The following is a 26,108-nucleotide window of genomic DNA, read 5'->3' as shown; positions in this document are numbered from 1 at the left end:
CTCGCTCACGTCTGGAGCCAGGCGCGGATCGCCTCGTTGGACGAGCCCAGCACCGGAGGCGCGGCGTGGTGCCGGCGGGTGGTCTCGGTCTCGCCGTCCGGGCCCGCGGTGAAGAACCGCAGGGGCGGGCCGGGCAGCTGCAACGGGCCGAGGGTGGCGTGCTCCACGTCGACCAGCAGGCCCTGGGAGAGGGTCTGCTCCCAGGTGTAGACCTCGTCGAGGGTGCGGACCTTGCCCGCCGGGATGCCCGCGGCGGCCAGCCGGGCCAGCAGCTCCTCGGGGGCGATGTCGGCGAAGGTCCGCTCCAGCAGCTCGATCACCTGCTGGCGGTTGCCGACCCGCTCGCCGTTGGTGGCCAGGCCGGGGGCGTCGGGGTCCAGGCCGAACTCGGCGCACAGCTTGCGCCACAGCCCCTCCGAGCCGCAGGAGAGCTGGACGCTGCCGCCCTTGCAGTGGAACAGCCCGTACGGCGCGATCGAGGGGTGGTGGTTGCCCTGGGCGCGGCCGACCTTGCCCGCGACCGTCCACGCCGTCCCCTGGAAGGCGTGCACCCCGACGATCGCCGCGAGCAGCGAGGTCCGCACCACCTGGCCGCGGCCGGTCCGCTCCCGCTCCATGAGCGCGGCGAGCACCCCGTAGGCGCCGTACATGCCGGCCAGCAGGTCGCCGATCGGGACACCGACGCGCTGGGGGTCGTCGGGGCCGGACCCGGTCAGCGACATCAGCCCGCCCTCGCCCTGGGCGATCTGGTCGTAGCCGGCCCGCCCACCCTCGGGGCCGTCGTGGCCGAAGCCGCTGATCGACAGGGTCACCAGCCGCGGGTTGAGCGACTCCAGCACGTCGGTGCCGAAGCCCAGGCGGGCCAGGGTGCCGGGGCGGAAGTTCTCCAGCAGCACGTCGGCCCGCCGGATCAGCTCGGTGAGCAGCGCCTTGTCACCGTCGTCCTTGAGGTCGAGGGTCACCGACTCCTTGTTGCGGTTGGTGCACAGGAAGTAGGTCGACTCCCGGTCACCCTCGTCCGGCTGCACGAACGGCGGGCCCCAGCCGCGGGTGTCGTCACCCGACCCGGGGTTCTCCACCTTGACCACCCGGGCGCCGAGGTCGCCGAGCATCATCCCGGCGTGCGGCCCGGCGAGGGCGCGGGTCAGGTCGACGACGAGGATGCCGTCCAGCGGTCCAGGCACGTTCGGGTCTCCGTTCCGGTCAGAACCACGACGGGATGACGACGAACACCAGCCAGGCCAGCAGCGGCCCCACGGCGACGACGATCCCGGCGTAGGCGAGGATCTGCTTGTAGAAGCGGTCCTTGTCGACGTCCTGCGCGTTGGCGAGCACCAGCGCACCGTTGGTCGAGAACGGACTCACGTCGACGATGGTGGAGGAGACCGACAAGGCGACCACGACCCCCACGGCCCCGATGGTCCCGGCCTGCAGGAACGGCACGGCCAGCGCGATGGCGACCCCGATGATCGCGACTGACGACGCGAACGCCGACACCACTGCGCCGATGTAGCAGAGCAGCAGGGCCACCAGCAGCGGGGCGCCCAGACCGGTGACCGCCTCGCCGACGTAGTCGATCGCGCCGGCCTCCTGCAGGACGAACACGTAGCTCAGCACGCCGGCGATGAGCAGCACGGTCGACCAGCTGATCTGGCTGACCGCGTTCTTGTGCCGGGCGGCGGCGAACAGGGCGAGCACCGTCGCGACGGTGATGGCGACGAACCCGATGTCGAGGTCGAACACCAGGGCCAGGACGGCGACGACGGCCAGCCCGAGGAGGGTCAGGACCTGGTCGATCGTGACCTTCGGGCTCTCCGGCTCCGCGGTGCCGTCGCCGCCGGTCCCGCCCGTCACGCGGTCGCCGCCGGTCGCCGTGCCGTCGCCTCCGCCGACCGCCGGACCGGGCGCGGCGCCGTGCCCGCGGACGACGGTGGCCTCCGCGTGCTCGGTCTCCGCCGGCGCCGTGACGGCGACCTTCCGGCCGATCAGCTGGCGGCCGCCGAGCACGAGGAAGAGCACGACCGCGATGGCGATGTTGAAGACGAGGCTGCCCAGGAAGACCGCGACCGGGCTGCCCGGCAGACCCTCGTCGTCGACGATCGTGTTGACCGTGACGCCGTAGACGCTGATCGGCGAGAACCCGCCGCCCTGGGCACCGTGGATGACCATCATGCCCATGAGCAGCGGGTTGATCCCGTGTCGGACGGCGAAGGTGAGCGCGATCGGGGCGATGATCGCGACCGCGGCGGGGGAGAGCGCGCCGATCGCGGTGAGCAGCGCGGTGACGAAGAACATGATCCACGGGATGGCCGCGACGTGGCCGCCGACCAGCCGCACCGCGCCGCGCACCAGCAGGTCGACGGTGCCGTTGTTCTGGGCGATGGCGAACAGGTACGTGACGCCGATCAGCGTCACGACGAGCTCGGCGGGGAAGCCGCCCAGGATGTCGTCGGTGGTCAGCCCGACCGACAGCGTGCCGACGATGAACGCGGCCGTGAACGCCAGCGCGCCCATGTTGATCGGCAGGAAAGTCGCGATCGCGAAGATCACGACGAGCGCGATGATGGTGACTATCTCGGGGGACACGGCGCGCTCCCACGGCGTCGGGGGGACGAAGGCGTGATCACTGTGTCAGTGACCGGTCGGTAGCGCCTCCCAGCCACCGGAGGGCGTGACCACCGCGGTGACCCGTCGGTCGTGCGGCTCCGATGGCAGGTCGTCCACCAGTTCGTCGTCGAACACCACGGCCACCAGCTGGGCGTCGGCACGGGCGTGCCGCAGCGCCCGGTCGTAGTAGCCGCCGCCGCGGCCCAGCCGGACGCCGGACCGGGACGCCGCCACCGCGGGGACGACGACGACCTCCGCGGCGCCGATCGCGGTCGGCCCCAGCCGCGGGCCCACCGGCTCCATCAGGCCGAAACGGCCCGGGGCCAGCCGGCCGGTGTCGACTGCCCAACCGAGCTCCCGCCCGTCGGCCGGCACCACCGGCAGCAGCACCCGCGCGCGGAGCTGGGTGTAGGCCGCCGGGAGGCGCCCCGCCCCCGGTTCGGTGGGGTCGGGGACGAAGGCGGCCAGCGTGCGGACCCCGGCCAGCCCGCGCAGCAGGGTGGCGGCGACCGCCGCCGCGGCGGCGGCCCGCGCCTCGCTCGTGCGGCTCGCACGCAGGGCCTGGAACCGGGTCCGGAGCATCGCCTTGGCCGCGGCGACGTCGTCCGGAGAAGGCACCGTCGAAGGCTAGCCAGGGCCGGGGACCGTCCTCCGGCCGGGCCGGGGGGCGGTCGTGCCGCCTCCACTACGCTCCGCCCATGCCGACTTCGAGCTCCCGCCCCGCGCGGAAGGCCGTTCTCCCGGTCGCGGGCCTGGGGACCCGTTTCCTGCCGGCGACCAAGGCCGTGCCCAAGGAGCTGCTGCCGGTGGTCGACCGGCCGGCGCTGCAGTACATCGTCGAGGAGGCCGCGCGCGCCGGGCTGGGCGAGGTCCTCATGGTCACCGGTCGCAACAAGGGCGCGATCGAGGACTTCTTCGACCGCTCTCCCGAGGTCGAGGCCGCGCTGGAGAAGAAGGGCGACGCCGACCGGCTGGCCGCCGTCCAGGCCTCGACCGACGTGGCCCAGGTGCACTTCGTGCGGCAGGGCGAGGCGCGGGGGCTGGGCCACGCGGTGCTGCAGGCGGCGGCCTTCGTCGGCGACGAGCCGTTCGCCGTGCTGCTCGGTGACGACCTCATCGACGCCCGTGACCACCTGCTCGAGCAGATGCTGGACGTCCAGGCCGAGCACGGCGGCTCGGTGGTCGCCCTGCTCGACGTGGGCCGGGAGAACATCGACAAGTACGGCGCGGTGGCGGTCGAGGACACCGACGGCGACGTCGTGGCGATCACCGGCCTGGTCGAGAAGCCGCCCGTGGAGGAGGCGCCGAGCAGCCTGGCCATCATCGGCCGCTACGTGCTCGCGCCGGAGGTCTTCGACGTGCTGCGCGAGACCGCGCCCGGCCGCGGCGGGGAGATCCAGCTGACCGACGCCCTCGCCACCCTCGTCCAGCGGGGACAGCCGGTGCACGGCGTGGTGTTCCGCGGCCGGCGCTACGACACCGGGGACCGGCTGGACTACCTCAAGGCGGTCATCCGCCTGGCCGCCGAGCGCGACGACCTCGGCCCGCCGCTGCGGGCCTGGTTGACCGAGTTCGTGGCCGACCTGTCCCCGAAGGGCGCGTCGCAGGCCTGAGGGCGGCCCCTCAGGGGGGAGCATCGACCTCCGTGGTGGGTATGACCGAGGACGGCACAGGACAGCGGGACACCACGGCGATGGACCTGCGCCGCGGCACGGTGGTGTCCCCGGCGCCGGCGGGGACCCACGAGACGACCGCGATCGAGCCCGGGCAGGTCCCGCCGCCGCCACCGGGCGCGGCCGAGCCGCCCGCGCCCCGGCCGGTCGAGCAGCACCTCGACGAGATCCTCTCCGCGGTGCCGCAGCCGGACCCGATCGAGCTGGCCGTCCTCGACGCGCAGGGGCTGCTCTGCGCGGAGGAGGTCGTCAGCCAGCGGGCGTTGCCGGCGTTCGACCAGGCCGCCCTGGACGGCTACGCCGCGCGGGCCATGGACATCGAGGGCGCCACCCCCGGTGAGCCGGCCTCGTTGGCGGTGGTGGGGGAGAGCGTCCCCGGGCCCAGCGGCCCGTCGTCCATCGGGCCCGGGCTGGCGTTGAAGGTCGCCGCAGGCTCGATGCTGCCCACCGGCGCCGATGTCGTCGTCCCGGCGGTCTGGACCGACCGCGGCGTGGCCAAGGTGACGGTGCACGCGGCCGTGGCGCCGGGCGGCTACGTCCGCCGCACCGGGGACGACGTCACGCCGGGGACGACGGCGGTGCAGGTCGGCACCCCGATCGGCCCGGCGCAGATCAGCCTGCTCGCGGCGGTCGGCCGCGACCGCGTCCTGGTGCGGCCCCGGCCGCGGATCGCCGTCCTCTCCGCCGGTGCCGAGCTGGTCGACATCAGCAGCGCGGCGGCCCCCGGCCAGGTCGTCGACGTGAACAGCTACGCGCTGGCGGCCGCCGCGCGTGACGCCGGCGCGGAGGCCTACCGGTCGGGGATCGTCCCCTCCGACCGGCGCCGCCTCTCGGAGGTGCTGGAGAGCCAGCTGCTGCGCAGCGACCTGGTGCTCATCGCCGGCACCCTCGCCGACGAGGGGGACATGGTGCGCGAGGCCCTCGCCGAGCTCGGCGACATGCGCTTCTCGCAGGTCCTCATGCACCCCGGCCCGGTCCAGGGGTTCGGCCGGCTGGGCCGCGACTCCGTCCCGGTCATCTGCGTACCCGGGGAGCCGGTGGCCGCGCTGGTCGCCTTCGAGGTGTTCGTACGGCCGGCGATCCGGCTCATGCTGGGCAAGCGGCAGCTGTTCCGCCGCACCGTGCAGGCGATCGCCGCCGAGCAGCTGACCTCCCCGCTGGGGTACCGGCAGTACCTGCACGGCCAGGTGATGCGCCACCCCGACGGCGGCTACGTCGTCGAGCCGCTGGGCGACGGTGACGAGGCGATGCTGGCGCGGATGGCGCGGGCCAACTGCCTGATCGTGATCGACGAGGACGTCACCGAGGTCGCCGCCGGCGGGCTGGTCACCGTCATGCCCCTGCTGCTGGGCGGCTGAGCCGACCCGTGCCCGACCCCGCGCAGCACCCCGGCTGGCCCGCCCGCCTCTCCCACGGGCCGGTGGAGCTGCACCCGCCGCGCCGGCGGGACGCCGAGGAGTGGAGCCGGGTCCGGCTCGCGAACGAGGCGTGGCTGTCCCCGTGGGAGCCGACGGCGCCCTCGTCGTGGGCGGCCCGGCACACCCCGCAGGCGTACCGGGCGATGCGCCGCGCGGTGCTGCGCCGGGCCCTCATGGGCACGACGCTGCCGTTCGTCGTCCGCGTGGAGGGGCGGCTGGCCGGCCAGGTCACCATCGACAACGTCGTCCGTGGCGCGCTGCGCTCGGGCAACCTCGGCTACTGGATCGACCGCTCGGTCGCCGGCCGGGGCATGGCCTCGCTCGCGGTGGCGCTGGTGTGCGACCACGCGTTCGGCGCGGCGCGGCTGCACCGGTTGCAGGCCGACATCCGGCCGGAGAACGGCCCGAGCCAGCGGCTCGTGGAGCGGCTCGGGTTCCACCACGAGGGGTTGCTGCGCCGATACCTCGACATCGACGGGGACTGGCGCGACCACCGCTGCTACGCGCTGCTGGCCGAGGACGCGCCCGAGGGGGTCCTCGCCCGCTGGCACGCCGCCGCCTCCGGCTGAGCCGCGCCCGCATACCACGCGCACGGGCGTCCGCCCCGGGGCTCTTTGTCGACACGCCGCGCCGACGACACTCCAGTCACACGACACTTCAGTGACACGCCCGCGCGCCTCCCTCGAACGGGGGAGTGCAGGCCGTAACTTCGCCCGTCAAGTGACTCGTGTGACGGGTGGTGTTCTGGATGGGTTCGGGCGTGCTGCTGGCCGCTCTGGTCGTGCTGTGGTTCGTCGTGCTGGTCCCGATGGTGGTGACCCGCGGTGACTCCCAGGCGGGTCGAGCCGGGCTGACCGACTCCGGCCGGACGCTGCAGCGGCGACGGGCGGTGGACCCGGCGGTCTACGCCGAGACCGAGAAGGTGTCCATCGACCGCGGGGCGCTGCTGACCTCCGGCGAGCTGCGGGTCGACGTGCACGCCGTGCGCCGTCGCACGCTGGCCGGCCTGGTGGGGCTCACGCTGGTGGCCCTGGCCGGCGCGTTGCTCTACAGCCCCTGGCTGTGGATCGCGCAGGGCGTGCTCGACCTCGCCGTCGTGGCCTACCTCATGGTGCTGCGCGCCGCGGCCCGCCGGGAGCGGCTGGCCGCCCGCCGGGCCGCCCGGGCCGCTGCTCGCGAGTCGCGTCGGCCGGTCGCCCGGCCCGTGCCGGCGCCGCGCCGCGCGGAGGAGGTGCCGGTCGCCGAGGAGGTGCACCACCACACCGTCGACCTGCCGCACCCCAGCCTGCCGCTGGCGCCGGTCCACCCGCTGCGCCCCGGCCGCGTCGTCGCCGCCCGCACCGCGGCGCCGGCCGGCTGGCAGAACAGCGCCGTCGTGGGGCTGGACGACGACGACATCGGCTTCGCCGACATCGACGTCTACCAGCCGCGCCGGGTCGTCAACGGCTGAAGGACCACCCTCCCCCACGCCTCGCAGGCTCCGCGTGGGCCCTGGAGGGTGGCCACCCGGTGGCGGTGCCGGAACCGGTGGACGGTAGACTCGTCCACCGTCAGGGGCTGTAGCGCAGTCCGGTAGCGCACCTCGTTCGCATCGAGGGGGTCAGGGGTTCAAATCCCCTCAGCTCCACCCCGACACAGGAGGCCCCGCCCGGCACACCGGGCGGGGCCTCCTGCTGTCCCGGGCCGGGTGGCTCCCCGCGCACGGCCGGGCACCCGCCGTGCGTCCCGCCCCGGCGGGTCGCACGGACCCGCGTGTTGCGTTGGTCGGACGGCCCGAGGACGGGGAGCGTCGCCCGGCGTGACCCGAGAGCCAGGCGGTTCCCTCCGGGCGGCGCGCGCCGCCGTGCGGATCGGCGTCCTCGTGACCCTGGTCGCCGGGACGGTGGCCGTCACCCCCGGCCGGGCCGCGGCGGCCCCGGCGCTGACGGCCGGCTTCGTCGTCGTCGACCTGCCCAGCGGCCAGGACGAGCTGCTCACCGACTTCGCCCACCTGCCCGACGGCGGCTGGCTGACCACGGGCAAGAACGGGCGGGTGGCCCGGGTGGCGCCGTCCGGGGAGGCCCGCACGGTCGCCGAGCTGCCCGTGGTGACCACCGGCGACCTCGGGCTCGTCGCGGTCGAGGTCGCGCCCGACGGGACGGTCTACACCGGTCGCACCCTCGACGTCGACGGTCAGTGGACGATGCGGCTGTCCGCCTGGGCCCTCACCGACGAGGGCCTGGCCGACGAGCGCGTCGTCCTGGAGCTGCCCGCCGGGTCCGACACCCACGGGCTGACCGGCGTCGTCGCCGACCCCGACGGTTCCCTGTGGGTGACCATCGGTGACTCCGCCGACTTCCGGGACGTGGACCCGCTGGCCCTGCGCGCGCTGGACCCCGCCACCGGGTACGGCAAGCTGCTGCACCTGCTGCCCGACGGGCGCGGTGTCGCGGACAACCCCTTCTACGACGAGGCCGACCCGGCGTCGTGGCGCAGCCGCGTGTACGCCCTGGGCTTCCGCAGCCCGTTCCGGTTCAGCCTGGACCCGGTGACCGGCGGCCCGATCGTGGGCGACGTCGGCTGGGCGACCTGGGAGGAGGTCGACGTCGTCCGCCCCGGGGCGAGCTACGGCTGGCCGTGCTGGGAGGGCGACGCGCGCAGCCCCGGCTACGCCGACCTGCCCGAGTGCCAGGACGCCCCCAACACCGCGCCACTGTGGCGGTACGAGCACGGCCCGGCCGGCACGGCCGTCACCGGCGGCGTCGTCTACACCGGCAGCGCCTACCCGGCCGAGTACCAGGGGGCCTACTTCTTCGGCGACTACTCCTCCCAGCGCGTCTACACGTTGCGCTCCGACGCCGAGGGCGGGCTGGTCCGGGCGCCGGAGGCCGAGGGCTTCGGCGCGGGGAACGGGCTGCCCGTGGCGTTCGCCCTCGCCCCGGACAACGGCGACGTCATCTGGGCCGACATCGGCGGCAGCGTGCTCAAGCGGCTGGTGCACGCGCCCGGCAACCGGCCCCCGACGGCGCGGGTCACCGCCACGGTCGACGCCGCGACGCGCACGGTCACCTTCGACGGCAGCGCCTCCAGCGAGTGGGACGGCGAACCGCTGACCCACCGGTGGGACTTCGGCGACGGGACCACCGGCGAGGGCGTCCGGGTGGACCACGCCTACGCCGACCCCGGTCCGGTCACCGCCCGGCTCACGGTCACCGACCCCGGCGGGGCGGAGGCCAGCACGACGGTGACGGTCGTCCCCGGCAACACCGCGCCGGTGCTGACCCTGACCGCGCCGCCACCCGAGCGCCACTACTCACCCGGGGACCTGGTGCAGGCCGGCGCGACGGCCACCGATGCCGAGGACGGGCCGCTGACCGTGCGGTGGAGCGAGGTGCTCGTGCACTGCAGCGGCGGGCTCTGCCACGACCACCCCGGGGAGTCCTTCGAGGGGCCGGAGTACTCCCGTCCCTTCGTCGACCACGGTGCGGGCACCCGGCTGGTCGTCACGGCGACGGCGACGGACTCGACCGGGGTCGAGGCCAGCGCGTCCTTCGAGGCCTGGCCGGTGGAGGTCGTCTAGACCGGCTCAGCGCGCGTTGCGGAAGTCCGGCTGTCGCTTCTCCACGAAGGCCCGGACGCCCTCGCGGCCCTCGGGGTCGGCGGCGGACTCGGCGATCAGCCGCGCCTCGTCGTCCAGCTGCTCCTCGAGCGTGCGGACAGCGGCCTGCCGGACCAGCGCGCGGGTGCGCACCATCGCCCGCACCGGGCCCGCGGCCACCCCCTGCGCCAGCGCGATGGCGGCCTGGTGCACCTCCTCGTCCTCCACGAGTCGGGCGACCAGACCGAACATGTGCGCCTCGGCGGCGGTCAGCGCGCCGTTGGTCAGCATCAGCTCCAGCGCCCGCGGGGCCCCCAGTGCCCGGGTCAGCGCCCACGAGCTCCCGCCGTCGGGGGAGTAGCCGATCGCGCCGTAGGCCGGCCGGATCTTGGTGGACCGGGCGCAGACGACGATGTCGCACGCCCCGATGAGCCCGACCCCCGCACCGGCGACGGCACCCTGCACCCCGGCGACGACCGGCACCGGGCAGTACAGCAGCGCGCGGACCACCTGGTGCCAGTCCTGCGCCAGCTGCCCGACGTAGGCGGCCGGGTCGTCCACGCCGGCGAAGGCCCGCACGTCGCCGCCCACGCAGAACCGGTTCCCGTTGCCGAGGAGGAGCACGGTGCGGGTCTCCACCGGGCGGTCGCGCAGTGCCGCGGCCAGCTCGGCGGCCATCGCCGGGTCGAGGGCGTTGCCGGTCTCCGGGCGGTCGAGGGTGATCGCCCAGACGTCGCCGTCCACCCCGGTCAGCACCCGCGGTCGGTCCTGTGCGCTGGTCATCGCCGTCTCCTCCGTGGCCGTGCACCGTTCCCCTGGGTCGTCACGGTACGGAGTCGGGGGTGGTCAGGCGCGGGCGCGGGGAGCTCCCGCCTGCAGCTCGCTGTCGATCGCGGCGGGCGCCCCGCCGAACTCGCCGGCCACCTCGCCGGCGGCGAACGGGGCCAGGCCGCCACCGAGGAACCGGACGAAGCCGTGGGCGGCCGAGGCCACCGGCCGCTCGACGGGCGAGACCAGCATGACCGCCTGGGTGGCCAGCGTGTTGTTGACGCCGATGAAGACCCCCGCGACGACGACCGCGGTGATCAGCGCCCACCGGGTCTCGACGACGACGCCGATCGCCAGCAGGTCGACGGCGAAGAGGACCAGCGCGGCCGACAGCGAGCGCGCGGCGTCCCCCGCGCCTGCATGCGGGGCGCGGCGACCACCGAGGAGAAGGCCACCAGCAGGCCCCAGCCGAAGAACACGAAGCCCAGCTGCAGCTCGGAGAGGTCCATGGGGAAGGGCGTGCAGCCGAGCATCGTGAAGGAGCCCCAGTCGTGGAGCAGGGCGGTGAGGTTCGTGGTCAGCAGGGGTCAGAACCACGAGGGGAACCACATCCGGTCCAGCCACTCGGCGTGCGACAGCGGCTGCCCGGTCAGCACGGGGTAGAAGAAGACGAAGGTCGCCGCCACGACGCCGACGTAGAGCGCGACCACGCCCAGCCCCACCTGCCGCCGCCAGCGGTCGCTGCCCGGCCGGCCCAGCACGTCCTGCAGGACCAGCACCACGGCCAGCACGAAGAACGGCACCACCGGGGCCATGTAGAAGACGAACATCGTGCGCTCGGGGTTGAGGAACCAGGTGCCCCACCCGGCGGCGATCGCGGTGGCCACGACCAGCGCGGCCGGGTCGCGGCGGGCGACCAGCCGCCAGGCCAGCCAGACCAGCGCCGGCGCGAAGGCGAACCACAGGGTCGGCGTCCCGACCATGAGGATGTAGCGGACGACCTGGTCGCCGGCGGCGTCGGTGAGCCCCTGCGGGTTCCACAGCAGGATCGGCCGGCCGTTGACCAGCCACGACCACGGCCCGGACTCCCAGGGGTGCGGCGTCGACAGGCCGTTGTGGAAGCGCAGCCACTCGGCGTGCTGGTGCCACAGCGAGCGCAGCGCGTCGGGGATCCACGGGAACGCCGTCCCCGGGTTCTGCTGCGCCCAGGCCTTGCCCTGCGAGGTCTCCCCGAGGAACCAGCCGGTGAAGCTGGCCAGGTAGGTGAGCACCGGGACGGCGGCCAGCGCCCACAGCGCGCCGGGCAGTGCCCGCCGCGCCGCGGTGAGGCTGGGCCGGGGGACGCCGGCCTCCCGCCAGGCGGCGCGGTCCCAGAACAGCGACAGGACGGCGAAGAAGGCGAGGAACCACACCCCGCTCCACTTGACCGCGCAGGCGCAGCCGAACAGGAACCCGGCCGCGAGCCGCCAGCCGCGCGGGCCCAGCCGGGAGCCGGTGCCGCCCTCCGCCGCCCGGGTGCGCGCGCGCACCTGATCGCGGTCGACCACCAGGCAGGCCACCGCCGAGACGACGAACACCTGCAGGAAGACGTCGAGCAGGCCGATGCGCGACAGCGAGAAGGCGAACCCGTCCAGCGCCAGCAGCAGGCCCGCCACGAGGCCGAGCAGCGTCGACCCGGTGAGCCGCCGGCCCAGCCGGGTGAGGACGACGACGGCGACGGTGCCGGCCACCGCGGAGGGGATCCGCCAGCCCAGGGAGTCGTAGCCGAACAGGTGGATCCCGCCCGCGATCATCCACTTGCCCAGCGGCGGGTGGACGATGAACGTGTAGCCGCGGTTGTACTCGTGGCCCCACTCGAGCAGCTCGCGGGCCTCGGGCGGGTAGTAGGCCTCGTCGAACAGCAGGTCCGCGGGGTAGCTGAGGTCCCAGAGCCGGACGACGAAGGTGAGGGCTCCCAGCGCCGCCGCGAGCACCCACGACAGGAGCCGGTCTGCCGGCAGCGGCGGCGTGCGGTCGCGGCGCGGCCGGGGCGGCGGCCACCGGCGCGACCGGCCGGCCGGGGGCTCGCCGGGCTCCCGGTCCGTGCGATCGGGAGCCAGTACCGCCATGGGGGTCAGGGTAGGGCGGCCGGCTGCGGCTCCCGGCGTGACAGGCTCGCCCCGTGACTGGACGCCTGGTGCTCGGTGGCGCTCCGCTCGGCCAGCCCGGTGACGTGGGGCCGCGGCTGCGCACCGCGATGGCCTCGGCGGACGTGCTCGCCGTCGAGGACACCCGCCGCCTGCACCGCCTGGCCGCCGACCTCGAGGTGACCCTCACCGGGCGGGTGGTCACCTTCCACGAGTCGGTGGAGCGGTCGCGGCTGCCCGGGCTGCTGGCCGCGCTGGCCGAGGGGCGGACCGTGCTGCTGCTCACCGACGCCGGGATGCCCTCGGTCTCCGATCCCGGCTACACGCTGGTGCGTGCCGCCATCGACGCGGGTGTCGAGGTCACGTCGGTCCCGGGGCCGTCGGCGGTGACGACGGCGCTCGCGGTGTCGGGCCTGCCGGTCGACCGGTTCTGCTTCGAGGGCTTCCTGCCGCGCAAGGGCGGGGAGCGCCGGTCGCGCCTGGCCGGGCTGGCCGACGAGCGCCGCACGATGGTCTTCTTCGAGTCGCCGCACCGGCTGGCCGACGCGCTGGACGACGCGGCCGCCGCGTTCGGGCCGGACCGCCCGGCCGCCGTCTGCCGGGAGCTGACCAAGACCCACGAGGAGGTCCGCCGCGGGTCGCTGGCCGAGCTGGCGTCGTGGGCGGCCGACGGGGTGCGCGGGGAGATCACCGTGGTCGTGGGCGGGGCGCCGGCGGGTCCGGTGTCGGTCTCGCCCGCCGAGCTGGCCGCGCTCGTGGCCGACGAGGAGGCCGCGGGCGCCACCCGCAAGGACGCCATCCGCGCCGTCGTCGTCCGCACGGGGCTGCCGCGGCGCACCGTCTACGACGCCGTCGTCGCCGCGAAGGGCGAGGCCTGACCGCTGTGGGTTGAGCGCCGCGTGCACACATCGCGATCCCGCGCCCGCGCGTCGGGCGGTGTGTGCACACAGCGCTCCCTGTGGACGGCGGGAGAGGGTGCCCCGGCCGGTCGGGCGAGCCTGCGCCCATGTCACCGGCGACCCGTCTCCCTGGATCGTTGCGAGGCCGCGTCTTCCGCGGGACCGACGTGGTCGGGCGCGGCCTGCTCACCCCCGCCGCGTTGCGTGGCCCGTCCTGTCGCCGGCTCCACCGCGACGTCTACGTCGACGCGCGGGTGCCGGACTCGCACCAGCTGCGCGCGAGCCGCGGCCCTCGTCCTCCTCCCCGGTGCCGTCGTCTCCGGCCTGAGTGCTGCGGTCCTGTGGGGCGTGGACCTCGCCGACGAGCGGGACGACGTCGAGGTCGTCCTGCCGCCGGGATCGCACCCCCGCCGCATCCCCGGCGTCCGGGTCCGGGCGGCGGCGTCGCTCGACCCGGACGACGCAGTCGTGGCGATCGACCGCATGGCTGCTGCAGGACTCGTCGACCTCGAGACCGTCCGCGCCCGGGTCGACGTCCCCGGTGCGGCGTCCGCCCGGGTCCGGCGGGCCTGTCGCCGAGCGGACGGCCTGGCCGAGTCGCCGCAGGAGACCCGGCTGCGGCTGCTGATGGCCGACGGTGGGCTGCCGGCGCCGGTGGCCCAGTACGTCGTCCGGCACGAGGGCCGGGAGGTCGCCCGGGTCGACGTCGCGTGGCCCGAGCTCGGGATCGCCGTCGAGTACGACGGCGCGTGGCACGCCGAGCCCGGCCAGTTCGCGAAGGACCGGAGGGGCCTGAACCGGCTCCAGGCCGCGGGCTGGACCGTCGTCCTCGTCACCGCCGCGGACCTGCACCGTCCCGCGGAGCTCCTGGCGACGATCCGGACGGCGCTGGCCAGGTGACGAGGTGTGCGCACAGCGCGCTCGGGAGGTCGCCCTGTGCGCGGCGTGTGCACACAGCGCGGGCGGCCCCCGCGCTCAGAGCCAGCCGTTGCGCTTGAAGCCGCGGTGGAGCAGCACGCAGACGGTCGCGATCACCAGCAGCACCAGCGGGTAGCCGTACCGCCAGCGCAGCTCCGGCATGAACTCGAAGTTCATCCCGTAGATGCCGGCGATCGCGGTGGGGACGGCGATGATGCCGGCCCACGCGGAGATCTTCCGCATGTCCTCGTTGTCCGCCTGGGAGGTGCGGGCCAGCGACGCCTGCAGGATCGAGGTCAGCAGCTCGTCGAGGGCGGCGACCTGGTCGCGCACCCGGATGGCGTGGTCCTCGACGTCGCGGAAGTAGGAGCGCATCGCGCTCGGCACCACCTCGAGCTGCCGCTCCGCCAGCTTCTGCAGCGGCACCTCCAGCGGGGAGACCGCCCGCCGCAGCGCCATCAGCTCCCGCTTGAGCTGGTAGAGCCGGCCGATGTCGTCGGTGCGCCGGTCGCTGAACACCGACGCCTCCAGCTCGTCGACGTCCTCCTCGACCAGGCCGGTGACGTCGACGAAGTCGTCCACGACGTGGTCGGCCACCGCGTAGAGGACGGCGGAGGGCCCGAGGCACAGCAGGTCGGGCTGCTCCTCCAGGCTGCGGCGCAGCGCGGTCAGCCCGCCGTGCTCGCCGTGCCGGACGGTGATCACGTAGTCCCGGCCGAGGAAGACCATGACCTCGCCGGTGTCGACCACCTCGCTGGTGGCGGTCAGCCGGTCGTGCTCCACGTACGTCGCGGTCGTGAACACCATGAACAGGGCGTCGTCGTAGCGCTCGAGCTTGGGCCGCTGGTGGGCGTACACGGCGTCCTCCACCGCCAGCGGGTGCAGCCGGTACCGCTCGGCGATCGCGCTCAGCTCGTCCTCGGTCGGGGCGTAGAGCCCGAGCCAGACGAAGCCACCCTGCTCGCTCGCCGCCCGGAGCGCGTCGTGCGGGTCGACCGGGGCCTGCCGTCGGCCGTCGACGTAGACGGCGCAGTCGACGACCGGCCCCACGCCGTCGGGCCGGGACGGCGTCGTGCGCGGCGGGCCGGCCGGACGCGGGCGCACCGCCGGGCGTTCCGGCAGCGGCCCGCCCGGTGCGCTGCGGGGGATCTCCGTGCCGGTCATCTGCACTCCTTCGCGCGGTCCTGCTGCGCACGTCAGCGTAGGCATGCGGTCCGGCCCGCCCCGTGCGACGCTCGCCTGGGTGAGCAGCGCCGGGGGCACCCCGGCCGGCCGGGAGGAGCCGCCGTGGCCGTGAACACGCGCCGGGTCAAGTCCGTCGAGGACTCCATCCGCGACACCGACGAGCCGGAGCACCGGCTCAAGAAGAACCTCTCGGGCCTGGACCTCACCGTCTTCGGCGTCGGGGTCATCATCGGCACCGGCATCTTCGTCCTCACCGGCCTGGTCGCCCGCGACCAGGCCGGACCGGCGGTCGCCGTCTCCTTCGTGATCGCCGGCGTGGTCTGCGGCCTGGCCGCGATCTGCTACGCCGAGTTCGCCTCGACCGTGCCGGTGGCCGGGTCGGCCTACACGTTCTCGTACGCGACCTTCGGCGAGTTCGTCGCGTGGGTCATCGGGTGGGACCTGGTCCTCGAGCTGGCCCTCGGCGCGGCCACCGTGTCGGTCGGCTGGTCGGGCTACCTCAACCAGCTGCTCGACGACATCGGCATCGCGCTGCCCTCCTCGATCGCGGGGGAGACGGCGGTGTTCAACATCCCCGCGATCGCGGTCGCGCTGGCGATGACCGCCGTCCTCGTGCTGGGGATCAAGCTGTCCTCCCGGGTCACCGCCGTCATCGTGGCTATCAAGCTGGCCGTCGTCCTCCTCGTGATCATCGTCGGGCTCTTCTACATCACCGCCGACAACTACTCGCCGTTCGTGCCGCCGGCGCAGCCCGCGGCCGAGGGCGAGGGGGGACTGCACACCCCGCTGATCCAGCTCCTCGGGGTCACCCAGGCGACCTTCGGGTGGAGCGGCGTGCTGGCCGGTGCGGCCATCGTGTTCTTCGCCTTCATCGGCTTCGACATCGTCGCGACCGCCGCCGAGGAGACCCGCGACCCCAAGCGCGACCTGCCGCGCGGGATCATCGGCTCCCTGGTGATCTGCACGCTGCTGTACGTCGCGGTGTCCCTGGTCGTCGTCGGGATGCAGAACTACACCGAGCTCAGCGCCACCGCACCGCTGGCCGGGGCGTTCGCCGCCAACGGGCTGACCTTCTTCTCCAGCGTCATCTCCCTGGGGGCGCTCGCGGGCCTCACCTCGGTGGTCATGATCCTGATGCTCGGCCAGTCGCGGGTGCTGTTCGCGATGAGCCGCGACCACCTGCTGCCCCCAGCCCTGGCCAAGGTGCACCCGCGGTACGGGACGCCGTACCGGATCACCATCGCGACCGGTGTCGTCGTCGCGCTGCTGGCAGGGCTGGTGCCGCTGTCGGCCCTCGCGGAGCTGGTCAACATCGGCACGCTCTTCGCGTTCCTCCTGGTCTCCATCGGGGTCTGGTGGCTGCGACGCACCCGCCCGGACCTGCACCGGTCCTTCCGCGTGCCGCTGATCAACGTCGTCCCGTGGATCTCCGCGGCCGCCTGCCTGTGGCTGATGGCCAACCTGCCGGTCGACACCTGGCTGCGGTTCCTCGTCTGGATGGTCCTGGGGATCGGCATGTACTTCGTCTACGGCCGGCAGCACAGCCGCATGGCGACGGGCGAGCGCCGCCCGGCCGACACCCCGCGCTGACCCCCTCGGAGGGGTGAGGCCCCTCCCCGCGGGCGTACAGCGGGCCGCGGCGCACGCCGACCCGACCGGTGACCGTCGTCCCCGGCCAGGGAGAGCAGCCCCGTGGCGAGCACCACCGTCCTCGACCCCCGCACCCCCGTCGTGCCGGGGGCGCCCGACCGGCGCCGCCCGCCGCCGACCGTCGTCGCCGCCGCCGCGGTGGCCGGGGTCGAGGCCGTGGGGCTGGTCGCGGGTGCCCTCACCGGCCTCGACGGGCTGCTGCTGTCCCCGCTGCGGCCCTCCGGCCTGGTCGTCGCCACGGTGCTCCTGCTCCTGGCGGTCTGGGTGGTGCTGTGCGCCGGCGGCGGCGTGCTGCTCGCCGACGGCTCGGGCCGGCGTCTCTACACGGGGGTGGCGGTCACCGAGGTCGGCCTGGTCGCCGTCCTGCTGGGGCTGAGCCTGGGGACCCCGCTGCTCGACGGGCTGCCCGCGTCCCTCCCGGGCCCGGCCCTGGCGCTGCTGGCCCTCGGCGTCCCGGTGGGCAAGCTGCTGCTCGCCGGCGCCCCCACGGCGGTGGCCTGGGGAGCCGCCGGGCCCCGCGCCCGGGCTCGCCAGCCGGAGCCGGCGCCGGGCCCCCCGGCCCTGCGCGCGGCCACCCTGGGCGTCATCGCCCTGGCGCTGGTGACGATCGCCCTCGTGACCCCGACGCCGCAGGCGGCGACCGGCAGCTCCACGACGGCGGGGACCAGCCAGCCCTGAACCGGCTGGACGGCGCTCCGTACTGTTGGAGTGTGAGTGATCGGCACATCCTGACCGCCGTGGCCTGGCCCTACGCCAACGGCCCACGGCACATCGGCCACGTCTCCGGGTTCGGCGTCCCCTCGGACGTCTTCAGCCGCTACCACCGGATGGTCGGCGACCGGGTGCTGATGGTCAGCGGCACCGACGAGCACGGGACGCCGATCACCGTGGCCGCCGACGCCGAGGGCGTGTCCCCGCGGGAGATCGCCGACCGGAACAACCGGGTCATCGTCGGCGACCTGCAGTCGCTCGGGCTCTCCTACGACCTGTTCACCCGGACGACGACGGCCAACCACGCCGCGATCAGCCAGGAGATCTTCCTCGGCCTGCTGAAGAACGGGTACGTCTTCCCGAAGACGACCCTGGGCGCGATCAGCCCGTCGACCGGGCGCACCCTGCCCGACCGCTACATCGAGGGCACCTGCCCGATCTGCGGCTACGACGGCGCCCGCGGCGACCAGTGCGACAACTGCGGCAACCAGCTCGACCCGATCGACCTGATCAACCCGGTGAGCCGGATCAACGGCGAGACGCCCAAGTTCGTCGAGGAGGAGCACTACTTCCTCGACCTGCCGGCGTTCACCCGGGCGCTCGGCGACTGGTTGGACACCCGCAGGGGCTGGCGGCCCAACGTGCTCAACTTCGCGAAGAACCTGCTGACCGACCTCAAGCCGCGCAGCTACACCCGTGACATCGACTGGGGTGTGCCGGTGCCGCTCGACGGGTGGCGCGACCGCCCTGACAAGCGCATCTACGTGTGGTTCGACGCCGTCGTCGGCTACCTGTCCGCGTCGATCGAGTGGGCCCGCCGGTCCGGGGACGGCGAGGCGTGGCGGCAGTGGTGGCAGACGCCGGACTCCGACGCCTACTACTTCATGGGCAAGGACAACATCGTCTTCCACGCCGAGATCTGGCCCGCCCAGCTGCTCGGCTACGACGGCGAGGGCGACAAGGGCGGGACGCCGGGCTCGCTGGGCCGGCTCAACCTCCCCACCGAGGTGGTCTCCAGCGAGTTCCTCACCATGGAGGGCCGTAAGTTCTCCTCCTCGCGCCAGGTCGTCATCTACGTGCGCGACTTCCTGGCCCGCTACGACGCCGACGCCCTGCGCTACTTCATCGCCGTGGCCGGCCCGGAGACCCAGGACACCGACTTCACCTGGTCGGAGTTCCTGCGCCGCAACAACGACGAGCTGGTCGCCGGCTGGGGCAACCTGGTCAACCGCACGGTGTCGATGGCGGCGAAGAACGTCGGCGCCGTCCCGACGCCGGGGGAGCTGGCCGACGCCGACCGCGCGCTGCTGGACGCCACGACGGGGGCCTTCGGACCGATCGGCGAGCTGCTGTCCCGCAACCGGCAGAAGGCGGCCGCCACCGAGGCGATGCGGGTGGTCGGTGAGACGAACAAGTACCTGTCCGACCAGGCGCCGTGGAAGCTCAAGGAGGACCCGGCCCGCCGGGACACCGTGCTGCACACCGCGCTGCAGGCGGTCAGCGACTGCAACGCGCTGCTCACCCCGTTCCTCCCGCACTCCGCGCAGAAGGTCCACGAGCTGCTCGGCGGCACCGGCGTCTGGTCGCCGGCCCCGCGCATCGAGGAGGTCACCGACCTCGACGACGGCTCGCCCTACCCGGTGATCACCGGCGACTACGCGTCGGCACAGGCGGTGTGGGCCTCCCGGCCGCTGCAGCCGGGGACTCCGCTGTCGCCGCCCACCCCGGTGTTCACGAAGCTCGACGACTCGATCGTCGCCGACGAGCTGCGGCGGCTCGAGGGCGACGAGTGAGCCGGTCGGCGCGCGGCGCCGGCGGGGCGGCGCGGTGAGCCGGTCGGCCAGCGCCCGCGCCAACCGGCGCGGCGAGCCGCCGCCGTCCCCGGAGCCGCTGCCCGCGCCGGCGGTCGACAGCCACACCCACCTCGACATCGTCCTGGGCGAGCGGCCGGCCGACGGGCACGGCGAGTGGGCCACCGCCGAGCAGGTGGACGCCGAGATCGCGGCGGCGGCCGCGGTCGGCATCCCGCGGCTGGTGCAGGTCGGTGTGGACGTGGGCTCCTCGCGGTGGTCGGCCGAGCTCGCCGCGCGGCACCCGAACGTGCTGGCGGCCGTGGCCGTCCACCCGAACGAGGCCGGCGCGGGCGCGGCGACCGAGGAGGCCCTGGCCGAGATCGACCGGCTGGCGGCGCTGCCGCGGGTGCGTGCGGTGGGGGAGACCGGGCTGGACCGCTTCCGCACCGGGCCGGAGGGCTGGGCGGCGCAGGAGGCGTCGTTCCGGGCGCACATCCGGATCGCGAAGGAGCGCGACGTCGCCCTGGTCATCCACGACCGCGACGCCCACGAGGAGATCCTCCGCGTGCTCGACGACGAGGGCGCCCCGGGGCACACCGTCTTCCACTGCTTCTCCGGTGACGCGGCCTTCGCGAAGGCCTGCGTGGAGCGGGGCCACGTGCTCTCCTTCGCCGGCACGCTCACCTTCGGCAACGCCGGGTACCTGCGCGAGGCGGCGGCGCTCACCCCGCTCGACCAGCTGCTGGTGGAGACCGACTCCCCGTTCCTGACACCGATGCCACACCGCGGCCGGCCGAACGCCTCGAGGCTGGTCCCCCTGACCGTCCGCTCGCTGGCCGAGGTCACCGGGGTGGACCTGCCGCGGTTGTGCGCCGCGCTGACCGCCACCGCTGAGCGCGTGTTCGGCCGGTGGGAGGAGGACCCGCCCGCCGGCCGCTGAGCGCCGGGAGCACCGCCCTCCCTCTCCCGGGAGAAGCGTGGACACTGATGTCGTGGGCCGCCTCATCGCCGTCGTGCTGTTCATCGCCGTGCTGGTCCCCGGGGTCCTGCTCGCCCGTGCCTGGGCGCTGGCCGCCGGCCGCCGCGCCGTCGCCGGCGCCGCCGTCGACTTCGCCACGCCCACGCAGGAGGGGACCGCGACCCTGCAACGCCAGGCGCAGCACGGCCGCCGCATCCGGGCCCTGGGCTGGCTGCTCGGCCTCGTCGGCGTCGGCGTGAGCATCGTGCTGTTCGCCGAGGCGTCGGTCTTCCTGTGGGCGCCGGCGCTGGTCATCGGCCTGCTCGTCGGCGTCGTGCTCGCCGAGGTGACCCGCCCGCGGCCCCGCTGGCGGGTCAGCTCCCCGGCGCGGCGACCGCGGCGCTCCGAGCAGATCTCCCCGGCGCTGGTCTGGACGATGCGGCTGGTGGTCGCCGCCGAGGTGCTCGCCACGGTGCTCATGTGGCGGCAGGACAGCCTGCCCTCCTCCGTGGGCTGGGTCGCGCTGGTCGTCCCGCTGCTGACCTGGCTCCTGGCCGAGGTGGCGCTGCTGCGGGCGATCGTCCGCCCGCTGCCGGCCGAGGGCGCAGACGTCCCGGTCGACGAGGCGCTGCGCACCTGGACCGCGCACCTGGTCACCGCCGCGGCCAGCGTGCTGGCCCTGCTGCCGCTGGGCACGCTGCTCCTGACCGCAGGCATCGACCTGGGCGACCGGGTCACCGAGGGCGTCGACCTGCTCCCGGTGGCGCTGGTCGCGGGTGGCTTCGCCGGGCTCGCCGCGGGCCTCGCGGTCGCCGTCTTCCTGATCACCTGGCTGCGGCCGGTGCGCTCCCGGGACCGCGCCCTCACCAGCTGAGGGACCGCGCCGCTTCCCCGGGAGGCGGCCGCCACACTGTGGCGTTGCTCACCCCGAGGGCTTCACGCAGCGCAGCCGTCACACCCGCCCCACGCGGCACGTCGCTGACCATGCGTGTCGGCGTGCCCACATGTCGTCAGGTCGACGCTCTGCTTGACTGCTCTCGCCCCGTCGCCAGACGGGCACCAGTCGTTATCGTGTCGTGACCAGCCGGGGTGGGGACCGACCCGGGCGGCGTCGGCCCGACCGGGAGCTCCCCTCCTGGTGGGCGGCCGTCCGGGGTGCGGGACGGCCCTCTGCCCGGGTTCCGTGACCCCTGGAAGTGTCGTGCCCCGATCGCTGAAGCTCGCCCTCTCCGCCCTCGTCCTGCTCGGACTGGTGGGCGGGTCCCTGGCCTTCTACGCCGCCCAGAAGTCCCTGACGCTGACCGTCGACGGGCAGGCGCGCGAGGTCAGCACCTACGCCGAGACCGTCGGTGAGGTGCTCGAGGAGGAGGGGCTGCAGACCCAGGCGCACGACGTCGTCCTCCCCGACGCCGGGGCGACCGTGGCCGACGGCGACACGGTCGTCGTCAACCGGGCCCGGCCCCTGCAGCTGACCGTGGACGGCGTCCGGAGCGAGGTCTACGTGACCGCGCTGTCGGTCGACCAGGCGCTCGACCAGCTCGGCTACCGCGCCGAGGACCTCCAGGTCTCCGCCAGCCGCAGCGAACGGCTGCCGCTCGACGGCATGGCGCTGGAGATCACCACGCCCAAGGACGTCACCCTCGTCGTCGACGGCCAGCAGCGGGTCGTGACCACCACCGCGGCGACCGCCGGCGACCTGCTCGCCGAGCAGGGCGTCGCCCTCGCCGAGACCGACCGCACCAGCGTCTACCCCGACCAGGCGCTGCTGGACCGGATGCGCGTGCAGGTCTTCCGCGTCCAGGTCGCCGAGGTCACCGAGACCGCGGCCGTCCCGCACGGGACGGTCGAGACCGAGGACGCCGGGGCCTACGAGGACGACCGCACCGTCACCCGGCCGGGCGTGGACGGCGAGCAGGCCACCACCTTCCGCGTCACCGTCACCGACGGCGTCGAGACCGCCCGCGAGCAGCTGGCCACGACCGTGACCCGGGCGCCGGTCGACGAGCTGGTCACGGTCGGCACCAAGGAGCGCCCCGCGGCCCCGGCGGTCGCCGGCGGCAGTGTCTGGGACCAGCTCGCCAAGTGCGAGGCAGGTGGCAACTGGGCCATCAACACCGGCAACGGCTACTACGGCGGGCTGCAGTTCTCGCTCGGCACGTGGCGGGCCAACGGCGGCACCGGCATGCCGCACCAGGCCAGCCGGGAGGAGCAGATCGCCGTCGCCGAGCGCGTCCAGGCCTCGCAGGGCTGGGGTGCCTGGCCGGCCTGCACCCGCAAGCTCGGCCTCCGCTGAGCACTCCCGACGACACCGACGGGCTGCTTGGCCCGGCCGCGATCCGCGACCTGGCCCAGCAGCTCGAGCTGCGTCCCACCAAGACGCTCGGGCAGAACTTCCTGCACGACGCCAACACCATCCGGCGGATCGTCCGCACCGCCGAGCTCACCCCCGAGGACGTCGTCCTGGAGGTCGGGCCGGGGCTGGGGTCGCTGACCCTCGGGCTGCTGCCGGTGGCCGCGCACGTGACCGCGGTGGAGATCGACCCGCGCCTGGCCGCCCGGCTGCCCCGGACGGTGGCCGAGCGGCTGCCCGCGCTGGCCGACCGGCTGACCGTCGTCGAGGCCGACGCGCTGCGGGTGAGCGAGCTGCCCGGCCCGCCTCCCACGGCGCTGGTGGCCAACCTGCCGTACAACGTGGCGGTGCCCGTCCTGCTGCACCTCCTGGACCTGCTGCCCACGCTGCGCCGCGCCCTCGTGCTCGTGCAGGCCGAGGTCGCCGAGCGGCTGGCGGCCGGCCCGGGGACGGCCGCCTACGGCGTGCCGTCGGTCAAGGCCGCCTGGTACGGCGACGTGCGCCGCGCGGGCAACGTCGGCCGCCGCGTGTTCTGGCCCGAGCCCAACGTCGACTCCGGGCTGGTCTCCCTGGTGCGCCGGCCACCCCCACCGGGCGACCGGGCCGCGACCTTCGCCGTCGTCGACGCCGCCTTCGGCATGCGCCGCAAGGGGCTGCGCGCGGCGCTGGCGCGCTGGGCCGGGAGCCCCGCGGCCGCCGAGGCCCGGCTGCGCGCGGCGGGCATCGACCCGGCGACCCGCGGTGAGCAGCTGTCGGTCACCGACTTCGCCCGGCTGGCCGCGACCGACCCCGGGGCGCCGGCATGAGCTGGTCCTCACCGGGCGGTCCGGGGCGGCTGGCCGGCGGTGGCGCCGTCGTCGCGCGGGCGCCGGCGAAGATCAACGTGCACCTCGGGGTGGGCCCGCTGCGCCCCGACGGCTTCCACGAGCTGCGCACCGTCTACCTCGCCGTCTCGCTGTTCGACACGGTGACGGTGCGGCCGGGGAACGGGCTGACCGTGACGGTGACCGGGGAGGGGACGGCCGGGGCCGACGCGGTGCCGACCGACCGCCGCAACCTCGTCTGGCGCGCCGCCGAGCTGCTGGCCGAGCGCGCCGGGGTGGCCGCCGACGCCACGATCGCGATCGACAAGTCCATCCCGGCCGCCGCCGGGCTGGCCGGGGGCAGCGCGGACGCCGCGGCGGCGCTGGTCGCCCTCGACGCGCTGTGGGGCACCCACGCCACCCGGGGGGAGCTCGCCACGCTCGCCGCCCAGCTGGGCAGCGACGTCCCGTTCAGCCTGCACGGCGGGGTGGCGCTCGGTTCCGGGCACGGGGAGCAGCTCTCCCCGGTCCTGGCCCGGCAGCGCTGGGACTGGGTGCTCGGGATCGCTGGCGAGGGGTTGTCGACCCCCGCCGTCTACGCCGAGCTCGACCGGCTGCGCGCCGAGGGGCGGGTGCCGGACGGCGAGGTCCTCGACCCGGTGGAGCCGGTCATCTCGGCCCTGCGCAGCGGACCGGTGACGACGCTGGCCTCCGCGCTCGCCAACGACCTGCAGCCGGCCGCCCTGTCGATGCGGCCGGCCCTGCGGCGGGCCCTGCGGGCGGCCACCGACGCCGGCGCGGCGGGGGCGATCGTCAGCGGGTCGGGGCCGACGATCGCCGCGCTCAGCGAGGACGAGGAGGCCGCGGTGCGGCTGGCCGCCGTCCTGGCCGGTGAGGGCGTCTACCGCACCGTGCGCGCCGTGCACGGCCCGGTGCCCGGGGCCCGGCTGGTGGGCTGAGGGTCGCCCGGTCGGGTGGGCGTCGGCGCGCGGGCGGCCGCTGCCCGTCCGGAGGGGGCACCCTAGGCTCCTGGGGGACGCCGACCGGTGTCCGCGCCGCCGGGGCACCGGTGACGCCCGCAGTGGGGGATGGGGTAATCGGCAGCCCGCCGGCCTTTGGAGCCGGGAAGTCTCGGTTCGAGTCCGAGTCCCCCAGCAACGCCGCCCCGAGCCCGAGGCACGAGGAGACCCGTGACCGTTCCACCCGCCCCGACCGTCGCCGCCGTCGTCGTCCTCGCCGCCGGCCAGGGCACCCGGATGAAGTCCGCCACGCCCAAGGTGCTGCACACCCTCTGCGGGCGCAGCATGCTCGGGCACGTGCTGGCCGCGGCCGAGCCGCTGTCGGCCGGGCACACCGTCGTGGTCGTCGGCGCCGGCCGGGAGCAGGTCGAGGAGCACCTGGCCGCGGTCGCGCCCGACGCGCGCCCGGTGTTCCAGGCCGAGCAGCGGGGGTCCGGGCACGCCGCGGCCGTCGCGCTGGACGCCGTCCCGGAGGTCGACGGGCCGGTGCTCATCGTCAACGGCGACGCGCCGCTGCTGCGGCCGGAGACGGTCACCGCGCTGGTCGACGAGCACCGCGCCGCGGGCAACGTGCTGACCGTCCTCACCGCCGTGGTCGACGAGCCCACCGGCCTCGGCCGGATCGTGCGGGACGCCGACGGCGCGGTGACCGCGATCGTGGAGGAGCGCGACGCCACCGACGAGCAGCGCGCGATCCGGGAGATCAACGCCGGCGTCTACGTGGGCGACGCCGCGGCTCTCCGCCGGAGCCTCGCCGGGCTGGGGGAGGACAACGACCAGGGTGAGCAGTACCTCACCGACGTCCTGGGGCTGCTCGTCGCCGAGGGCGCCCGCGTCGGCGGTGCCCCCGCGGAGGACCCGGTCGACGTCCTCGGCTGCAACGACCGCCGCGAGCTCGCCGCCCGCCGGCGCACCCTCAACGACCGGCTGCTCGACGAGCTGATGCGCGCCGGCGTCACCGTCGTCGACCCGGCGACCACCTGGGTCGACGTGACCGTCACCGTCGAGGCCGACGCGGTGCTCGAGCCAGGCGTGCAGCTGCAGGGCGCGACGGCGGTCGCGACCGGGGCGGTCGTCGGCCCGGACACCACGCTGCGGGACACCGCGGTGGGGGAGGGCGCCAGCGTCGTGCGCTCGCACGTCCTCGGGGCGGTCGTCGGCCCCGAGGCCACCGTCGGGCCGTTCAGCTACCTGCGGCCGGGCACCCGCCTGGCCGCGGGGGCGAAGGTCGGGGCCTTCGTCGAGACCAAGAACGTCACGGTGGGCGAGGACTCCAAGGTGCCGCACCTGTCCTACGTGGGCGACGCCACCATCGGGCGGGGCGCGAACATCGGGGCGGCGACCGTGTTCGTCAACTACGACGGCGTCGCCAAGCACCACACGACCGTCGGCGACCACGTCCGCATCGGCTCCGACACCATGCTCGTCGCGCCGGTCACCGTGGGCGACGGCGCCTACACCGCGGCCGGGTCGGTGATCACCCAGGACGTCCCGCCCGGGGCGATGGCCGTCGCGCGGGGTCGCCAGCGGAATGTGGGAGGCTGGGTGCAGCGGCGGCGTCCGGGGACGGCCGCGGCGAAGGCCGCCGAGGCGGCCGGGGATGCAGGGGCCGGGTCAGCGCCCGACACTGGGACGACGGGGTCCGAGTAGACC

At 75.0% G+C, this 26,108-nt stretch carries 23 protein-coding genes and 2 tRNA genes; 18 read left to right on the top strand and 7 right to left on the bottom strand.

The window, feature by feature from the left end; all coding sequences use genetic code 11:
* Positions 1 to 5: 5 nt before the first annotated feature.
* The 3 genes from ACI79C_RS12985 to ACI79C_RS12975 are packed head-to-tail and all read right to left on the bottom strand — an operon-like array spanning position 6 to position 3,225.
* The gene (locus tag ACI79C_RS12985; RefSeq protein WP_456946073.1) at positions 6 to 1,184 is read right to left on the bottom strand and encodes a CaiB/BaiF CoA transferase family protein; all 1,179 of its coding nucleotides are present in this window, start codon (positions 1,182 to 1,184) and stop codon (positions 6 to 8) included.
* A gap of 19 nt (positions 1,185 to 1,203) precedes the next feature.
* The gene (locus ACI79C_RS12980; protein WP_456946072.1) at positions 1,204 to 2,586 is read right to left on the bottom strand and encodes an SLC13 family permease; all 1,383 of its coding nucleotides are present in this window, start codon (positions 2,584 to 2,586) and stop codon (positions 1,204 to 1,206) included.
* Between the two features lie 45 nt (positions 2,587 to 2,631).
* The gene (locus ACI79C_RS12975; protein WP_456946071.1) at positions 2,632 to 3,225 is read right to left on the bottom strand and encodes a 5-formyltetrahydrofolate cyclo-ligase; all 594 of its coding nucleotides are present in this window, start codon (positions 3,223 to 3,225) and stop codon (positions 2,632 to 2,634) included.
* 80 nt (positions 3,226 to 3,305) lie between these two features.
* On the opposite strand from ACI79C_RS12975, the gene galU reads away from it, so the two are divergent.
* From galU to ACI79C_RS12945, 6 genes are all read left to right on the top strand, one after another.
* Entirely contained in the window at positions 3,306 to 4,220 is a 915-nt protein-coding gene (gene galU / locus ACI79C_RS12970; RefSeq protein WP_456946070.1) for a UTP--glucose-1-phosphate uridylyltransferase GalU, read from the top strand.
* Positions 4,221 to 4,261: 41 nt separating this feature from the next.
* Positions 4,262 to 5,638: a molybdotransferase-like divisome protein Glp gene (gene glp / locus ACI79C_RS12965; RefSeq protein ID WP_456946069.1), complete on the top strand. Its 1,377-nt coding sequence runs from the start codon at positions 4,262 to 4,264 to the stop codon at positions 5,636 to 5,638.
* Positions 5,639 to 5,646: 8 nt separating this feature from the next.
* Positions 5,647 to 6,267, top strand: coding sequence for a GNAT family N-acetyltransferase (locus ACI79C_RS12960; protein WP_456946068.1), 621 nt, complete (start codon positions 5,647 to 5,649; stop codon positions 6,265 to 6,267).
* A gap of 179 nt (positions 6,268 to 6,446) precedes the next feature.
* Entirely contained in the window at positions 6,447 to 7,148 is a 702-nt protein-coding gene (gene sepX, locus ACI79C_RS12955) for a divisome protein SepX/GlpR (RefSeq protein ID WP_456946067.1), read from the top strand.
* 103 nt (positions 7,149 to 7,251) lie between these two features.
* Positions 7,252 to 7,325: transfer RNA gene (locus ACI79C_RS12950), tRNA-Ala, on the top strand.
* Between the two features lie 171 nt (positions 7,326 to 7,496).
* A complete protein-coding gene (locus tag ACI79C_RS12945; RefSeq protein WP_456946066.1) occupies positions 7,497 to 9,257 on the top strand; it encodes a PQQ-dependent sugar dehydrogenase in 1,761 nt (586 codons plus the stop codon).
* Between the two features lie 6 nt (positions 9,258 to 9,263).
* Here the strand turns inward: ACI79C_RS12945 and ACI79C_RS12940 are convergent, their stop codons facing one another.
* The 3 genes from ACI79C_RS12940 to ACI79C_RS12930 form a co-directional block, all read right to left on the bottom strand.
* Complete coding sequence (locus ACI79C_RS12940; RefSeq protein WP_456946065.1) at positions 9,264 to 10,058, bottom strand: enoyl-CoA hydratase/isomerase family protein; 795 nt, start codon at positions 10,056 to 10,058, stop codon at positions 9,264 to 9,266.
* 63 nt (positions 10,059 to 10,121) lie between these two features.
* On the bottom strand, positions 10,122 to 10,640 hold the full coding sequence (locus ACI79C_RS12935) for a hypothetical protein (RefSeq protein WP_456946064.1): 519 nt from the start codon (positions 10,638 to 10,640) through the stop codon (positions 10,122 to 10,124).
* Positions 10,631 to 12,151, bottom strand: a complete 1,521-nt coding sequence (locus tag ACI79C_RS12930) for a dolichyl-phosphate-mannose--protein mannosyltransferase (RefSeq protein WP_456946063.1) — start codon at positions 12,149 to 12,151, stop codon at positions 10,631 to 10,633. The genes ACI79C_RS12935 and ACI79C_RS12930 overlap by 10 nt, the downstream gene beginning before the upstream one ends.
* Before the next feature lie 53 nt (positions 12,152 to 12,204).
* Between ACI79C_RS12930 and rsmI the strand changes: the two genes are divergently transcribed.
* Both rsmI and ACI79C_RS12920 read left to right on the top strand, forming a co-directional pair.
* The gene (gene rsmI, locus ACI79C_RS12925; RefSeq protein ID WP_456946062.1) at positions 12,205 to 13,047 is read left to right on the top strand and encodes a 16S rRNA (cytidine(1402)-2'-O)-methyltransferase; all 843 of its coding nucleotides are present in this window, start codon (positions 12,205 to 12,207) and stop codon (positions 13,045 to 13,047) included.
* Positions 13,048 to 13,416: 369 nt separating this feature from the next.
* Positions 13,417 to 13,968 carry an endonuclease domain-containing protein gene (locus ACI79C_RS12920; RefSeq protein ID WP_456946061.1) on the top strand — a complete coding sequence of 184 codons (552 nt, stop codon included), beginning with the start codon at positions 13,417 to 13,419 and terminating at the stop codon, positions 13,966 to 13,968.
* 75 nt (positions 13,969 to 14,043) lie between these two features.
* Here the strand turns inward: ACI79C_RS12920 and corA are convergent, their stop codons facing one another.
* A complete protein-coding gene (gene corA / locus ACI79C_RS12915; RefSeq protein WP_456946060.1) occupies positions 14,044 to 15,150 on the bottom strand; it encodes a magnesium/cobalt transporter CorA in 1,107 nt (368 codons plus the stop codon).
* A 123-nt stretch (positions 15,151 to 15,273) separates the two neighbouring features.
* Between corA and ACI79C_RS12910 the strand changes: the two genes are divergently transcribed.
* From ACI79C_RS12910 to glmU, 10 genes are all read left to right on the top strand, one after another.
* Positions 15,274 to 16,761: an amino acid permease gene (locus ACI79C_RS12910; RefSeq protein ID WP_456946059.1), complete on the top strand. Its 1,488-nt coding sequence runs from the start codon at positions 15,274 to 15,276 to the stop codon at positions 16,759 to 16,761.
* A gap of 102 nt (positions 16,762 to 16,863) precedes the next feature.
* Positions 16,864 to 17,499 (top strand): hypothetical protein, encoded by a 636-nt coding sequence (locus ACI79C_RS12905; protein ID WP_456946058.1) that lies wholly within the window; start codon positions 16,864 to 16,866, stop codon positions 17,497 to 17,499.
* Between the two features lie 32 nt (positions 17,500 to 17,531).
* Positions 17,532 to 19,325, top strand: a complete 1,794-nt coding sequence (gene metG / locus ACI79C_RS12900; protein WP_456946057.1) for a methionine--tRNA ligase — start codon at positions 17,532 to 17,534, stop codon at positions 19,323 to 19,325.
* Positions 19,326 to 19,359: 34 nt separating this feature from the next.
* Positions 19,360 to 20,265, top strand: coding sequence for a TatD family hydrolase (locus ACI79C_RS12895; RefSeq protein WP_456946056.1), 906 nt, complete (start codon positions 19,360 to 19,362; stop codon positions 20,263 to 20,265).
* Between the two features lie 37 nt (positions 20,266 to 20,302).
* Positions 20,303 to 21,157 (top strand): hypothetical protein, encoded by an 855-nt coding sequence (locus ACI79C_RS12890; protein WP_456946055.1) that lies wholly within the window; start codon positions 20,303 to 20,305, stop codon positions 21,155 to 21,157.
* Between the two features lie 327 nt (positions 21,158 to 21,484).
* Positions 21,485 to 22,576, top strand: a complete 1,092-nt coding sequence (locus ACI79C_RS12885; protein ID WP_456946054.1) for a transglycosylase family protein — start codon at positions 21,485 to 21,487, stop codon at positions 22,574 to 22,576.
* The gene (rsmA, locus tag ACI79C_RS12880; protein ID WP_456946172.1) at positions 22,531 to 23,439 is read left to right on the top strand and encodes a 16S rRNA (adenine(1518)-N(6)/adenine(1519)-N(6))-dimethyltransferase RsmA; all 909 of its coding nucleotides are present in this window, start codon (positions 22,531 to 22,533) and stop codon (positions 23,437 to 23,439) included. The genes ACI79C_RS12885 and rsmA overlap by 46 nt, the downstream gene beginning before the upstream one ends.
* Positions 23,436 to 24,395 (top strand): 4-(cytidine 5'-diphospho)-2-C-methyl-D-erythritol kinase, encoded by a 960-nt coding sequence (locus ACI79C_RS12875; RefSeq protein WP_456946053.1) that lies wholly within the window; start codon positions 23,436 to 23,438, stop codon positions 24,393 to 24,395. Before rsmA ends, ACI79C_RS12875 begins: the two co-directional genes overlap by 4 nt.
* Before the next feature lie 123 nt (positions 24,396 to 24,518).
* Positions 24,519 to 24,591: transfer RNA gene (locus ACI79C_RS12870), tRNA-Gln, on the top strand.
* 35 nt (positions 24,592 to 24,626) lie between these two features.
* Positions 24,627 to 26,105, top strand: coding sequence for a bifunctional UDP-N-acetylglucosamine diphosphorylase/glucosamine-1-phosphate N-acetyltransferase GlmU (glmU, locus tag ACI79C_RS12865; RefSeq protein WP_456946052.1), 1,479 nt, complete (start codon positions 24,627 to 24,629; stop codon positions 26,103 to 26,105).
* Positions 26,106 to 26,108: the final 3 nt, after the last annotated feature.

The sequence above is a fragment of the Geodermatophilus sp. SYSU D00697 genome, from assembly GCF_054050175.1.
The sequence above is the reverse complement of the archived record's forward strand: the minus strand, read 5'-3'. Positions and strand labels throughout refer to the sequence as shown.

What these genes read in the sequence shown, in the direction of transcription:
- glp (WP_456946069.1), top strand. Translation starts at nt 4,262, where the DNA reads ATGACCGAGGACGGCACAGGACAGCGGGACACCACGGCGATGGACCTG.
- ACI79C_RS12930 (WP_456946063.1), bottom strand. Translation starts at nt 12,151, where the DNA reads ATGGCGGTACTGGCTCCCGATCGCACGGACCGGGAGCCCGGCGAGCCC.
- ACI79C_RS12940 (WP_456946065.1), bottom strand. Translation starts at nt 10,058, where the DNA reads ATGACCAGCGCACAGGACCGACCGCGGGTGCTGACCGGGGTGGACGGC.
- ACI79C_RS12875 (WP_456946053.1), top strand. Translation starts at nt 23,436, where the DNA reads ATGAGCTGGTCCTCACCGGGCGGTCCGGGGCGGCTGGCCGGCGGTGGC.
- galU (WP_456946070.1), top strand. Translation starts at nt 3,306, where the DNA reads ATGCCGACTTCGAGCTCCCGCCCCGCGCGGAAGGCCGTTCTCCCGGTC.
- corA (WP_456946060.1), bottom strand. Translation starts at nt 15,150, where the DNA reads ATGACCGGCACGGAGATCCCCCGCAGCGCACCGGGCGGGCCGCTGCCG.
- sepX (WP_456946067.1), top strand. Translation starts at nt 6,447, where the DNA reads ATGGGTTCGGGCGTGCTGCTGGCCGCTCTGGTCGTGCTGTGGTTCGTC.